Below are 13,359 nucleotides of genomic sequence, written 5' to 3'. Positions count from 1 at the left end.
CCAAGCGATCCGGCAGGCGGATCGGATTGAGTCACAAAGTCAAAACGGGTGGCAACCCATAAAAAAGGCAGCCGGGCCATAGGTCATAAGGCCCGGCTGCCCTTGAACCGTCAGGGTCAGGCCTGGGCGGTCTCGGCGGCGGTCTCTTCCTCCGGCAGCTGTTCGGCCGGGGCGTCCTCGGCGGCGCCGACGTCGATGCCGGCGGCGCTCATCTCGGCCTGCAGGCCGTCAAGCACGGCGCCGACCGTCAGGTCGCAGTACAGCTCGATGGCGCGCAGGGCGTCGTCGTTGCCGGGGATCGGGAAGGCCACGCCGTCCGGATCGGAGTTGCTGTCGAGGACCGCGATGACCGGGATGCCCAGCTTGTTGGCTTCCTTGACCGCGATCGACTCCTTGTTGGTGTCGATGATGAAGATGACGTCCGGCAGGCCGCCCATCTCCTTGATGCCGCCCAGCGCACGCTCCAGCTTGTCGCGCTCGCGGGTCAGCTCCAGCACTTCGCGCTTGGTCAGGCCCGAGGTGTCGCCGCCCAGACGCTCTTCCATCTCGCGCAGGCGCTTGATCGACTGGGAGATCGTCTTCCAGTTGGTCAGCATGCCGCCGAGCCAGCGGTGGTTGACGTAGTACTGGCCGCACTTGGCGGCAGCCTCGGCGATGCGCTCCTGGGCCTGGCGCTTGGTGCCGACGAACAGGACGCGGCCACCGCCGGCGACGACGTCACGCACGGCCTGCAGGGCGCGGTGCAGCATCGGGACGGTCTGCTCGAGGTCGATGATGTGCACGCCATTGCGCACGCCGAAGATGTACTGGTTCATCTTCGGGTTCCAGCGGCGGGTGTGGTGACCGAAGTGGACACCGGCTTCCAGCAGCTGGCGCATGGTGAAGGTGGGCATGGTCATGTGGAAAAAATCCCTTTTTCCGGTTGCTCCGCCGCGGGCATTGTCGACGGCGCATGGAAACCATGGCTGAAGACACCGGATCGGGCCATCGGAGTAAAACCGAGGGTCCGCCAGCCCGCGTGAGGTTTTGACGACGGCGCTTACATAGCCCCGCACGCGCATGTTGACAAGGAAAAAGGCCACCCGGACCAGCGTCCGGATGGCCTTTTCACCAAACCGCCAAAGACCGGCGAAAGTTCCTTTACGCCTGCGGCGCGGACGGCGCGGCGACCTTCGGCTTCGGCAGGTCGAGCTTCAGGTGCAGCTCCCGCAGGCGGGCGGTGTCGACCGGCGCCGGGGCCTGCATCAGAAGGTCTTCGGCCCGCTGGTTCAGCGGGAAGGCGATGACTTCGCGGATGTTCGGCTCGTCGGCCAGCAGCATGACGATGCGGTCGATGCCCGGAGCCGAACCGCCGTGCGGCGGTGCGCCCAGCTTGAACGCGCTCAGCATGCCGCCGAATCGGGCTTCCAGTTCCTCCGGCGGATAGCCGGCAATCTCGAAAGCCTTGTACATCACTTCCGGCAGATGGTTACGGATGGCGCCGGACGACAGCTCCACGCCGTTGCAGACGATGTCGTACTGATAGGCCTTGATGTCGAGCGGGTTCATCGTCTCCAGCGCCTTCAGGCCGCCCTGGGGCATGGAGAACGGGTTGTGGCTGAAGATGACCTTGTTGGTCTCCTCGTCCAGCTCGTACATCGGGAAGTCGACGATCCAGCAGAAGCGGAAGGCGTTCTTCTCGATCAGGTCCAGCTCCTCGCCGATGCGGGTGCGGGCGAGGCCGGCCAGCTTGGCCGCCGGGCCTGCCTGATCGCAGACGAAGAAGATGGCGTCGCCGTCCTCAAGACCGGCCAGGTCGCGCAAGGCGGCCTGTGCGGCTTCCGGCACGAACTTGGCGATCGGACCCTTGCCGCCGCCGGCTTCCATGACGATGTAGCCGAGGCCTGGAGCGCCGAGACCGCGAGCCCAATCGTTCAGCTTGTCGAAGAAGCTGCGCGGACGGTCGGAGACCTTCGGAGCGCGGATGGCGCGGACGACGCCACCCTTCTCAAGCGTCTGCTTGAAGGCGCGGAATTCGACGTCGTCGCGCTTGAACACCTCGGTCACGTCGGTGATGACCAGGGGGTTGCGCAGGTCCGGCTTGTCGTTGCCGTACTTCAGCATCGATTCGGCAAAGGAGATGCGGCGGAACGGCAGGCCGTCGATGACCGGCTTCGACTCGCGGCGGAAACCGCCGAACTCGTCGAAGATGCCGTGCAGCACCGGCTCGATGGCGGCGAAGACGTCTTCCTGGGTGACGAAGGACATCTCGAAATCGAGCTGGTAGAACTCGCCCGGGCTGCGGTCGGCGCGGGCGTCCTCGTCGCGGAAACAGGGAGCGATCTGGAAGTAGCGGTCGAAGCCGGCGACCATCAGCAGCTGCTTGAACTGCTGCGGCGCCTGCGGCAGGGCGTAGAACTTGCCGGGATGGTTGCGGCTCGGCACCAGATAGTCGCGCGCGCCCTCGGGCGAGGAGGCGGTGAGGATCGGCGTCTGGAACTCGGTAAAGCCCTGGTCGATCATGCGGCGGCGCGCCGAGGCGATCACGCGCGACCGCAGCATGATGTTCTCGTGGATGCGCTCGCGGCGCAGGTCGAGGAAGCGGTAACGCAGGCGCACGTCCTCGCCGGCGTCGGTGTCCTGGTTGACCTGCAGCGGGATCTGCTCCGCCTCGCCTTCAACGGTCAGCTCGGCGATCTGCAGTTCGATGCGGCCGGTGGGCAGCTTGTCGTTGATGGTCTCGGCCGTGCGCTTCACCACCTTGCCGGTGACGGTGATGACCGATTCCAGCTTCAGCCGGTTGGCGACCTCGAAGGCCGGGTTGGAGGTATCGACCACGCACTGCGTCAGGCCGTAATGGTCGCGCAGGTCGATGAACAGCAGCTGTCCATGGTCGCGCTTCCGGTTCATCCAGCCCGACAGGCGGACGGTTTCACCGGCATTCTCTTCACGAAGCTGGCCGCAGGTGTGCGTGCGGTAGGGGTGCATGGGTCGAAACACCTTGAAAAGGGCGGATTCCGGCGGAAAAAGCGGTTCGACACACCACACCGGACGCGCGCGAAAGTCAAGCCGCGATAGGGTGCGGTGCAGTGCGGCGGGAGCCCGGATGGAACGTTTGAAACGGTATGAAACATCCTGGGCCACCCTGTTCAACCGTTCCATCCGCCGGCAGTCCGTCCGCCGGAGCCCAGTTTAACACCGCCGGGGCCGTGGGATAAGCGGAGCGGGAAAATCCGCCCGCCTGCCCGGCCGGCATGCCCTTTTGCAACGCGCATCGGCTCCGCGCGTCGGCGGACTTTCAAGCACCCGTTCGGTCGTGTATGAAGCAACCATGACGCTCATCACGACAACCGACGCCCTTCAGGCCTTCTGTCAGTCGCTGGCAGGGACCGAGTACATCACGGTCGACACCGAGTTCCTGCGGGAAAAGACCTATTGGCCGCAACTGTGCCTCGTGCAGGTCGGCGGGCCCGACGGCGCGGTCGCCATCGACCCGCTGGCCGAGGGCATCGACCTGGCGCCGCTGTTCGCGCTGATGAGCGACCCGTCGGTACTGAAGGTGTTCCACGCCGCCCGGCAGGATGTGGAGATATTCTGGCATCTGTCCGGCCAGATCCCGCATCCGCTGTTCGATACCCAGGTCGCGGCGATGGTCTGCGGCTTCGGCGAGAGCGTCGGCTACGAGACGCTGGTGACCAAGCTGGCCGGCGCCCGCATCGACAAGTCCAGCCGCTTCACCGACTGGTCGCACCGCCCACTGACCGACCGGCAGCTGACCTACGCCCTGTCCGACGTCATCCACCTGCGCCCGGCCTATGAGAAGCTGAAGCGCCGCCTCGCCCGTTCCGGCCGTTCGCACTGGCTGGAAGAGGAGATGGCGATCCTGACCGACCCGGCCACCTATCAGGTCGATCCGGAAAGCTCCTACATGCGGCTGAAGGTGCGGACCAACAAGCCGCGCTTCATGGCCGTGTTGAAAGAATTGGCGGCGTGGCGCGAGCGCGAGGCCCAGCGCCGCGACCAGCCGCGTTCCCGCGTTCTGCGCGACGAGGCGCTGCTGGAGATCGCCGCCCACGCGCCGACCACCGTCGACGATCTCGCCCGCACCCGCGGTCTGGGCCGCGGCTTCGCCGAAGGGCGCCAGGGCTCCGACGTGCTGGCCGCGGTGCAGGCCGGGCTGGACCTGCCGGACAGCGCCCTGCCCCGCGTCGAACCGCGCGAGGAACCGCCGCCCGGACTGCAACCGATCGTCGAGTTGCTGCGCGTGCTTTTGAAGATGAAGTGCGACGAGAACAATGTCGCGGCGAAGCTGGTGGCGTCCTCGGCCGATCTGGAGTCCCTGGCGGCCGATGATCGCGCAGAGATTCCGGCGATGCAGGGCTGGCGGCGCGAACTGTTCGGCAATGATGCGCTGGCTCTGAAGCACGGAAAGATCGGACTTGCGGTCATAGATCGTCGCGTCCGCATCGTTCCTGCTGGCGAACCGCGCCAGACGACCGATTCGGCCGAATCCGAAACTTGACCTTTTCGGATGGCGTCGCTTCGATGATTGCGGCGCCTTTTGCGGCGGTCCGGGTGCCTCCTGCGCCCGGACTTTAGCCTTAAGGGCTTTTTAAAGAAAGTTACCGTTAAGATCGGTTCGGCTTCGTATGATCGGACGGACCGGGCATGCCCGGCCGGTGTGCGAAACGCCGGAATCGGCCGGGTGGAAACGCCCAGACGGAAAGCAGAAGGCTGCCGAACAACGAGCGGCCGAAGACATGGGTGGTTGGCAGGCGCGACGCTTGTTGTGGGAGTGAGCAAGGTATGAGCAGGTTTGGCGGCAGACCACCGGTTGGACGGGACCGTGTCCGGCTTTCCACCACGGAAAAGCAGGCCGCCGTCGCCGCCGCCAAGGACCAGAAGCCGGATTTTGACAACGACAAGCTCCTGAACCTGCTGCGGTCGGCGAAGAACGAACTGCAGGGCATGCGGCTGATCCACATGCACCTGTCGCTGCTGAAGGATCGCGATCCGACCAGCCAGATGATGGTCCGCTCCATCATCCAGGAACTGGCGACCAAGGCCTCCTATCTGCAGTCCTTCAACATCTCCAACGGCGACGTCATCATCCTCTACAAGGGGCTGAAGCTGACGGGCGTCACCGACGTCTGCCAGACGGTGGAGCAGGTCTTCCTGTCGAAGACGACGCTGACCGGGCCGAATCCCTACAAGGAATACTCGCTCTATTCGATCATGGAACTGGCGTTGAACTTCATCAACGTCATCCGTTTCATCGAAGAACTGCAGGCGAACGAGACCGGGCAGCACGTCACCGAGACCAAGCCGCCGATCACGCTGGAGGAGTTGGGCAAGCTCGAACGCTCCATGCAGATGTTCGACCTGTCGCCCTTCCTGTTCAACCAGGGCATCGCCAACATCGGCGGCGGCGATGCGGAGATGGAGTATTATGAACTCTACATCTCCATCAAGCTGCTGCAGGAACGTCTCTGCCCCGATTACGACATCACCGCCAACAAATGGCTGTTCAACTACTTCACCGCCAATCTCGACCAGTCGGTTCTGCGAGCCCTGAACCATGGACTGAGCTTCATGCGCGGGCGGCGGATCGGCATCAACATCAACCTGTCGACCGTCATCTCCACCGGCTTCGTCAAGTTCGATGAACGGCTGCCGATCGACTTCCGCGGTCAGGTGGTGCTGGAGGTGTCGAAAGGCGACCTGATCGAGAATCTGTCGCTGTTCAACGAGGTGGTGGAGTTCGCGCAGGACCGCCGCTATCAGATCGCGGTGGACGGTCTGAACCCGTTCTGGGTGACGAATTTCGATCTGGAATATCTGAACGCCGACTATGCCAAGATCTTCTGGTCCAACGACATGCTGGAGATGGACCCGCAGTTCGAGAAGTATTTCCGCGACCGCATCGCCGAGCAGGATCGCTGCAAGTTCATCCTGGCGCGCTGCGACAGCGTGACCAGCCTGGTCTATGCCCACAAGATGGGGATCAATCTGGTCCAAGGCCGCGCGGTCGACAACATCATGCGCAAGGGCGTCAGCGTCCGCGAGGCCATCGCGCACGCCAAGGTGGATTGACGCCGCTCACGCCTTGCGCGGCGCCTGCCCATACCGGAGTCGCACTTTCTCGGACGTCATCCCCGCGGAGGCGGGGAACCAGAGTTTCCGATGTAAGCGCCTGAACAGACTGGATTCCCGCCTTCGCGGGAATGACCGCTGAGGAGGCTTCGGTACTTCACAGGGCTCGACGCACCGGCACATAGGCTGCCGTTGAACTGACCGCCAAGGGCAGGGACCTAGGGTTTGCGCGGCGCCTGCCGCAGCAGACCGTCGGTCCAGGCAGGCGGCAGCAGGGCCAGCAGCCAGACGGCGGCCATCATCGGCCAGGGAAAGGCGATTCGCGCCCTGTTGCGCTCCAGCCCACGGCGGATGACGCGGACGGCCGCATCGGTTTCCATCAGGAAGGGCATGGGGAAGCGGTTCACCGCAGTCATCCGGCTTTTGACGAAGCCGGGGCAGATCACCGACACGCCGACCCCCTCCCCCGCCAGATCGCCACGCAACGCCTCGCCATAGACCCGGACCATCGCCTTGCTGGCGCAATAGGCCGGCGCGCCGGGAAGGCCGCGGAATCCCGCCAGGGACGCCATGATGGCGATCTGGCCGCGTCGGCGCGCCCGCATGGCCGGAAGCAGCGGATGGATGCTGTTCAGCACGCCGTCGATGTTGACCGCCAGGATGCGCCGGGCCTGCTCCTCCGTCTCACCGCCATCGCCGGTGCCGGCCGACATGCCGGCATTGGCGATCAGCAGGTCGACCGGCGTTCCGGCATCCACCTGCGCCAGCCAACCCGCCATGGCGGTGCGGTCGGCCACGTCGATCAACGCCGTCTCCACCTGGGCGCCGGCGGCGCGGCAGCGCTGGGCCACCGCCTCCAGCCTCGCGGAGTCGCGGCCGGTCAGCGCGAGGGCCGTACCCGGCGCGGCGTAAAGGACAGCCAGGGCCTCGCCGATGCCGCTGGAAGCGCCGGTAATGACGATGGACCGCGGCTGCTTCATGGAGTTCCTGCCCTGTTCGTGGGCTGCCGCATGGCGCGGAAGCTTGTTGTAGGTTGGTGTCGCGTTTATAAGCACGACACATATCGACACCGCTTTTCAAAAGAGGCCGCCTTTGCCAGCCCATCGCCCCGTCATTGCCAGCATGACCGGTTTCGCGCGCGTCGACGGGCACGGCGACGGCTATTCCTGGACCTTCGAGGCCAAGAGCGTCAATGGCCGCAGCCTGGATCTGCGCTGCCGCCTGCCGTCGGGCTTCGACAGCGTCGAGGCGGTGGCGCGCGCGGAGCTGCCGAAGCGGCTGGCCCGCGGCAACGTCAACCTGACTTTGACCGTCAACCGCGCCCAGGCGGTGTCGCAGTTGCGCATCAACCGCGAACTCCTGGCGCAGGTCTTGGAGATCGCACGGGAGATCGAGGGGGCCGGCGCCGCACCGCCCCGGCTGGATTCGCTGCTGGCGGTCCGCGGCATCATCGAGCCGGTGGAAGAGGACGAGACCGAGGCCCGCGAGCGCGTCGAATCGGTGCTTAAGGGCGAGCTGGCCAAGCTGGTCGACCAGCTGGTGGTCAACCGCCTCGCCGAGGGTGCCCGCATCGCCGAGGTGCTGAACGGCCATCTCGACGAGATTGCCCGGCTGGTCGAGGCGGCCTCTGCCTGCGCCTCCACCCAGCCGGAGGCGCTGCGCGAGAAGCTGCGCGCCCAGGTCGCCGCGATCCTCGGCTCCTTCCCCGCCCTGTCGGAGGACCGGCTGGCGCAGGAGGCGGCGATCCTGATCGGCAAGGCCGATGTGCGCGAGGAATTGGACCGGCTGCGTGCCCACATCCAGGCCGCGCGCGACCTGATGGCGGAAGGCGGGGCCATCGGCCGGCGGTTCGATTTCCTGTGTCAGGAGTTCAACCGCGAGGCCAACACGCTCTGCTCCAAATCGGCGGACGTCGAACTGACCCGCATCGGCCTGTCGCTGAAAGCCTCCATCGAGCAGCTTCGCGAGCAGGTCCAGAACATCGAATAACCGGCAACAGCGAGTGAGCGCCATGGCTCCGACCAACACCTCCCTGATCCACCGGCGCGGCCTGATGCTGGTGCTGTCCTCCCCGTCGGGTGCCGGCAAGACCACCATCGCCCGCGGCCTGCTTGAGCGCGATGCCGGCATCACCATGTCGGTGTCGGTGACGACCCGGCCGATGCGTCCCGGCGAGGCCGAAGGGCTGGATTATTACTTCATCGACCAGCAGCGCTTCGACCACATGGCGGAGACGGGCGACTTGCTGGAGCATGCCCGCGTCTTCGGCAACTGCTATGGCACCCCGCGGGTGGCGGTGGAGGATGCGCTGGGCGCCGGGCGCGACGTGCTGTTCGCCATCGACTGGCAGGGCGCGCAGCAGTTGGCGCAGAACGCCCGCGACGATCTGGTCAGCGTCTTCGTCCTGCCGCCGTCGGTCAGCGAACTGGAACGCCGCCTGCGCGGCCGGGGCCAGGATTCGGAGGAGGTCATCGCCAACCGCATGGCGAAGGCGTCCAACGAGATCAGCCATTGGCCAGAATACGACTACGTCATCGTCAACAGCGACGTGAACGAGAGCATCAACGCGGTCGAGTCGATCCTGCACGCCGAACGGCTGCGCCGCCGCCGTCAGGTCGGCCTGCCGGAGTTCGTGCGCAGCATTCAGGACACGCTGTAACTATCTGTTCGGAAACGGTTTCGCCCGGACCTTGATCTCATGGCCGGGCGGGCCGTCCGTGCCGTCGGGCTGCTTGCCGCGGTAGTAGCCCTTCTGCCAGCGTTCCTGCGCCGCGGCGCTGCCCGGCGTCTGCAGGTCGCTGTTGAACTGGCTGCGCGAGGCCGCCCAGGCGCGGTACTGGGCCGCCGTCTCCGGATCGCTGTCGAGGTCGCGGACCTCCGGCGTCAGGCTTTCAACCAATCCGCGCTGGACCGGCATCAGATGGGCGAAGGGTTCGCCCTTCTCCCAGGTCACCGGTACGCCGGGCGCGGTGAATTTCCAGTTCATGGTGAAGGGATAGGGCGACCAGTCGGTCTCGATGATCCCCGACAGGCCCATGATGCCGTGCTTCGGATGGTTCAGTGGGCCGGTCACCATCAGGTTGACGCCCTGCGGCGTGCGGAACAGCGCGGCGACGTGGAAGGTCAGCACGCCGCTGCCGAAATGGCTGGCGGGCAGCAGGGGATGCGGCTCCTCCGCGGTGACGGTGATGGCCTCGACGCCGACTCCGCCGTCCCACACCGCCGTCACCCGCACGGGGCAGCAGACCTCCCATCCATGCATGCTGGCAATGTTCAGCGGCAGGCAGCGATAGCCGTACTGCTCCGGCAGGGAGTCGATCCAGTCGCGGGTCGGACGGGCCGGGCGGATGTCGGGCAACGCGCCCGAGAGCGGATAAGCGATCAGCGTCATAGCGCCGCATCCTGCCAGACTTCGCCATCAGGTGTAACCCGGAGGCTGGCGATGGTCACAACCGGCCGCCTTTCCATCCGGATTATTCCTAGGCCCACGTTAGAGATTGCGCAGTCGCGAAGTACTCCAGTATGTGGCACACTTCGTATTAGCGTTAGATCAATTAGCGAGGCGCACTATGCCGTGTCTGCAGGCGACGGCCGTGGTGGCGCGCGCATCGTGTGGGGCTGGGCAATGTTCACCAAACTCAACAGCATCAAGGCGAAGCTCCTGATCCTTCAGGGGCTGTTCCTCGCCACCATCCTGGTGGCCGGAATCTGGTCCGCGACGTCGAAGCGCGAGACCATGGTCGAGGGATACCGCAACTCGATCCAGGCGGTGGTGCAGACCTCGCTGTCGCTCATGAAGTCCTACGACGCGCGCGCCGCGAAGGGCGAGTTCAGCCGGGAAGAGGCGCAGGCCCGCGCCAAGGCCGCGCTGCGTGCCCTGCGCTTCTTCGGCAACGAATACATGTTCGGGTACGAGTTCGACGGCACCAACGTGTTCCATGGTGTCCGTCCCGACCTGGAAGGCACCCGCAAACTGGCCGATTTCAAGGACAGCAACGGCGTTCTGGTGATTCGCGGGCTGATCGACTCGGCGCGCAGCGGCGACGGCACGCTGATCTACAACTTCCCCAAGGCCGGCGGCACCGAACCGTTTCCGAAGCTGGCCTATGCCGCGATCTATGAGCCGTGGGGCTGGATGATCGGCACCGGCGTCTATATCGACGACGTCGATGCCGCTTTCCGCAGCACGCTGATCAACACGCTGGCGGTGACGCTGGCGGCGGCGCTGGTTCTCGGGCTGTTCGGTTTCCAGCTGGTGTCGCGCATCGGCAAGGGGCTGGACGGCATCGCCGCCGCCACCGGCCGAATCGCCAAGGGCGATCTCGCCGCCCAGGTCGCCGGCACCGACCGCCCCGACGAGGTGGGGGCGCTGGCCCGCTCGGTGGAAACCCTGCGTCTCAGCGCCATCGAGGCGGAGGATCTGCGCCGCCGCCATGCCGCGCTGGAACGGGAGGCCGATGAGGCCCGCCGCGCCACCATGAAGCGGCTGGCCGACGAGTTCGAAAGCACGGTCGGCGCCCTGGTCCGTTCGGTCGCCGAGTCGGCCGGGCAGCTGACCCACACATCGGGCGCGATGAGCAGCGGGGCGGAACAGACCACCCGGCTGATGGACGGCGCCGCCCGCGCCGCCGGGACGACCTCCGGCAATGTCCAGGCGGTGGCGGGTGCAACCGAGCAACTGGCCGCTTCCATCCGCGAGATCGCCCAGCAGATCGCCGAATCGACCACCGGCTCGGCCCGCGCGGTGGAGGATGTGCGCCGCACCTACGCCCTGATCGAGCAGTTGGACGGAGTCGCCCGGCGCACGGTGGAGGTGGTCGATCTGATCCGCTCCATCGCCGAGCAGACAAACCTGCTGGCCCTGAACGCCACCATCGAGGCCGCCCGCGCCGGCGAGGCCGGCAAGGGCTTCGCCGTGGTCGCCAGCGAGGTGAAGAACCTGGCAAACCAGACCGCCAAGGCCACCGACGACGTGCAGGCGCAGATCGCCGCCATGACCGACGCCACCTCGTCGGTGGTGGAGGCGATGCGCGGGGTCGGCGGCGCCATCGAGACGGTGAACAGCGTCGCGTCCAGCATCTCCGCCGCAATCGAGGAACAGGGGGCGGCGACCCGCGACATCAGCCGCAACGTCAACGAGGCGGCGCAGGGCGTCAGCTCGGTGTCCGACAGCCTGAACCTCGTGTGCAGCCACGCCACCGCCACCGGGCAGGCCTCCGCCGAGGTCGCCGCCGCGGCCCGAACGGTGGGCGAGCGCGCCGACCGCATGCTGGGCGAAGTGTCGGCCTTCGTCGCCCGCATCCGCCAGGGCTGACCGTCTGTTGCGGCGGGAAATGGGTGCGGCGCCGGATGCATTCGGCAACAATCCGCGCTATGGATGGGGTCAGCCAATCGCCGGATATATGCCATGACCATCCCCTCCCCCGCCGCAACCGCCCCGACCGTCGCCCGCCGGGGCTGGCTCGACGAGGCGCTGCGCCGAATCGAGGCGGACGTGAACCGCTCGGCCGACACCCACCTGCTGCGGCTGCCGATCCCGGCGGCGCAGGGGATCACGCTGTACCTGAAGGACGAATCGACCCACCCCACCGGCAGCCTGAAGCACCGGCTGGCGCGGTCCCTGTTCCTCTACGCCATCTGCAACGGCTGGGTGCGCGAGGGCACGACGGTGATCGAGGCGTCGTCGGGATCGACGGCGGTGTCGGAGGCCTATTTCGCGCAACTGCTGGAGCTGCCCTTCGTCGCCGTGGTGCCGCGCAACACCTCGCCGGCCAAGATCGCGCAGATCGAGTTCTATGGCGGCCGCTGCCATATGGTGGAGCGCGCGTCGGAGGTCTGTGCCGAGGCGCAGCGGCTGGCCCGCGAGTGCGACGGCCATTTCATGGACCAGTTCACCTATGCCGAGCGCGCCACCGACTGGCGCGGAAACAACAACATCGCCCAGTCGATCTTCGATCAGCTGGCCCAGGAACCGCATCCGGTGCCGGACTGGATCGTCTGCGGCGCCGGCACCGGCGGCACCTCCGCCACCTTCGGGCGCTATGTCCGCTATCGACGGCTGCCGACGCGGGTGTGCGTCGCCGATCCTGAGCATTCGGCCTTCTTCGCCGGATTCCGCGACAACGACCCGAAGGCCGGCGTCGGACGGGGGTCCGGCATCGAAGGCATCGGGCGGCCGACGGTGGAGCCATCCTTCCAGCCGACGGTGATCGACCGGATGATCCGCGTGCCCGACGCCGCCAGCATCGCCGCCGTCTGGGTCCTGCGCGAGCGGCTGGGCCGCGCCTGCGGCGGCTCCACCGGCACCAATCTGGTGGGCTCCATCGAACTGATCGCCGAGATGATGCGCGAGGGCCGGCAAGGCAGCGTCGCCACCCTGATCTGCGACCCCGGCGAGCGCTATATGGGGACCTACTTCAACCGCGATTGGCTTGAGGCGAACGGGCTGGACATCGACCCGTGGTGCGAGCGGATCGACGGCTTCTTCCGGACCGGCGCCTGGAGCGGCGACGGGCTGGAAACGGCCGGGCGCTGACCGGGAGGCCGGCCGCCATGACCCGCATGCGGATCCGCATCGATTTCGAGACCGGCGGCTCGATCGGTCCCGGCAAGATCGCCCTGCTGGAGCGGATCCGCGAGACCGGATCGATCTCCGCCGCCGGGCGGGCGCTGGGGATGTCCTATCGGCGGGCATGGCTGCTGGTGGACGACCTGAACCGCATCTTCCGCGAACCGGTGGTGAGTGCGGCGGTCGGCGGCAAGCATGGCGGCGGCACGGTGCTGACCGAATTCGGCGAACAGGTGATCGACCATTACCGCGCGGTCGAGCGCGAGGCGCATGTGGCGACTGCCCACCGGCTGGCGGCACTGGCGGCGGGGATCAATCCGGATTACGGCGCGGACAAGCAGGTGGACGACGGGAGTTTCGCCGGCGATCCGGGGGTGGGGCCGGGGTGCGGACCGGGCAGGTAGAGCGACGTCGTGAAACGAAAAAGGCCGGGCATTGCGCCCGGCCTTTTGTCATTCGAAGCCATCCTGGATTTATGCAAACGCCTTGTACGCAATCAGCGTAAAGGTGTCGCGGACGCCGGGAAGGGTCTGCACATGCTCCGTCACGAAACGGCCGATGTCGTCGTCCTGCTTCAGGTAGCACTTCATCAGCAGATCATACTGGCCGGAGATGGAATGCACCTCCGACACCTGTTCGATCAGCTGCACGGCCTGATCGGCGACTTCATAGGCGCGACCGAGGTCGCATTTGACCATGACGAAGATGGTCTGCACGGG

Annotated in this window: 12 protein-coding genes; 7 read left to right on the top strand and 5 right to left on the bottom strand. The window is 66.4% G+C overall.

The features are described from left to right. Positions 1-116: 116 nt before the first annotated feature. Together rpsB and aspS are read right to left on the bottom strand one after the other, a co-directional pair. Positions 117-899, bottom strand: coding sequence for a 30S ribosomal protein S2 (gene rpsB / locus PWS46_RS04910; RefSeq protein WP_109155550.1), 783 nt, complete (start codon positions 897-899; stop codon positions 117-119). A 241-nt stretch (positions 900-1,140) separates the two neighbouring features. Continuing rightward, the gene (gene aspS, locus PWS46_RS04905; protein WP_434618808.1) at positions 1,141-2,967 is read right to left on the bottom strand and encodes an aspartate--tRNA ligase; all 1,827 of its coding nucleotides are present in this window, start codon (positions 2,965-2,967) and stop codon (positions 1,141-1,143) included. A 343-nt stretch (positions 2,968-3,310) separates the two neighbouring features. Here aspS and rnd point away from each other — a divergent pair, with 343 nt between their 5' ends. Both rnd and PWS46_RS04895 read left to right on the top strand, forming a co-directional pair. Next, positions 3,311-4,501: a ribonuclease D gene (gene rnd, locus PWS46_RS04900; RefSeq protein ID WP_434618805.1), complete on the top strand. Its 1,191-nt coding sequence runs from the start codon at positions 3,311-3,313 to the stop codon at positions 4,499-4,501. Between the two features lie 284 nt (positions 4,502-4,785). After that, positions 4,786-6,072: a hypothetical protein gene (locus PWS46_RS04895; protein ID WP_085089217.1), complete on the top strand. Its 1,287-nt coding sequence runs from the start codon at positions 4,786-4,788 to the stop codon at positions 6,070-6,072. A gap of 218 nt (positions 6,073-6,290) precedes the next feature. On the opposite strand, the gene PWS46_RS04890 is transcribed toward PWS46_RS04895, so the two are convergent. Further along, complete coding sequence (locus PWS46_RS04890; protein ID WP_434618801.1) at positions 6,291-7,052, bottom strand: SDR family NAD(P)-dependent oxidoreductase; 762 nt, start codon at positions 7,050-7,052, stop codon at positions 6,291-6,293. 142 nt (positions 7,053-7,194) lie between these two features. Between PWS46_RS04890 and PWS46_RS04885 the strand changes: the two genes are divergently transcribed. Further along, positions 7,195-8,061, top strand: a complete 867-nt coding sequence (locus tag PWS46_RS04885) for a YicC/YloC family endoribonuclease (protein ID WP_434618798.1) — start codon at positions 7,195-7,197, stop codon at positions 8,059-8,061. Positions 8,062-8,083: 22 nt separating this feature from the next. After that, positions 8,084-8,731, top strand: a complete 648-nt coding sequence (gene gmk / locus PWS46_RS04880; protein WP_434618795.1) for a guanylate kinase — start codon at positions 8,084-8,086, stop codon at positions 8,729-8,731. Here gmk and PWS46_RS04875 read toward each other — a convergent pair whose 3' ends face one another. Next, positions 8,732-9,463, bottom strand: a complete 732-nt coding sequence (locus PWS46_RS04875) for a DUF6065 family protein (protein ID WP_434618792.1) — start codon at positions 9,461-9,463, stop codon at positions 8,732-8,734. A 234-nt stretch (positions 9,464-9,697) separates the two neighbouring features. On the opposite strand from PWS46_RS04875, the gene PWS46_RS04870 reads away from it, so the two are divergent. The 3 genes from PWS46_RS04870 (at position 9,698) to PWS46_RS04860 (ending at position 13,044) form a co-directional block, all read left to right on the top strand. Then, a complete protein-coding gene (locus tag PWS46_RS04870; RefSeq protein ID WP_434618789.1) occupies positions 9,698-11,386 on the top strand; it encodes a cache domain-containing protein in 1,689 nt (562 codons plus the stop codon). A gap of 93 nt (positions 11,387-11,479) precedes the next feature. Then, complete coding sequence (locus PWS46_RS04865; RefSeq protein ID WP_434618786.1) at positions 11,480-12,607, top strand: PLP-dependent cysteine synthase family protein; 1,128 nt, start codon at positions 11,480-11,482, stop codon at positions 12,605-12,607. Positions 12,608-12,624: 17 nt separating this feature from the next. After that, positions 12,625-13,044, top strand: coding sequence for a winged helix-turn-helix domain-containing protein (locus PWS46_RS04860; RefSeq protein WP_434618783.1), 420 nt, complete (start codon positions 12,625-12,627; stop codon positions 13,042-13,044). A gap of 69 nt (positions 13,045-13,113) precedes the next feature. Here the strand turns inward: PWS46_RS04860 and PWS46_RS04855 are convergent, their stop codons facing one another. After that, positions 13,114-13,356: an Lrp/AsnC ligand binding domain-containing protein gene (locus PWS46_RS04855; RefSeq protein WP_085089209.1), complete on the bottom strand. Its 243-nt coding sequence runs from the start codon at positions 13,354-13,356 to the stop codon at positions 13,114-13,116. Between the last annotated feature and the right edge of the window lie 3 nt (positions 13,357-13,359).

Origin of the sequence: Azospirillum sp. B2RO_4, assembly GCF_051124815.1 — a bacterium.
In the GTDB taxonomy this organism is placed as follows: Bacteria; Pseudomonadota; Alphaproteobacteria; order Azospirillales; family Azospirillaceae; genus Azospirillum.
Note: the sequence above shows the minus strand (reverse complement) of the source record. Positions and strands in the feature narration are given on the sequence as shown.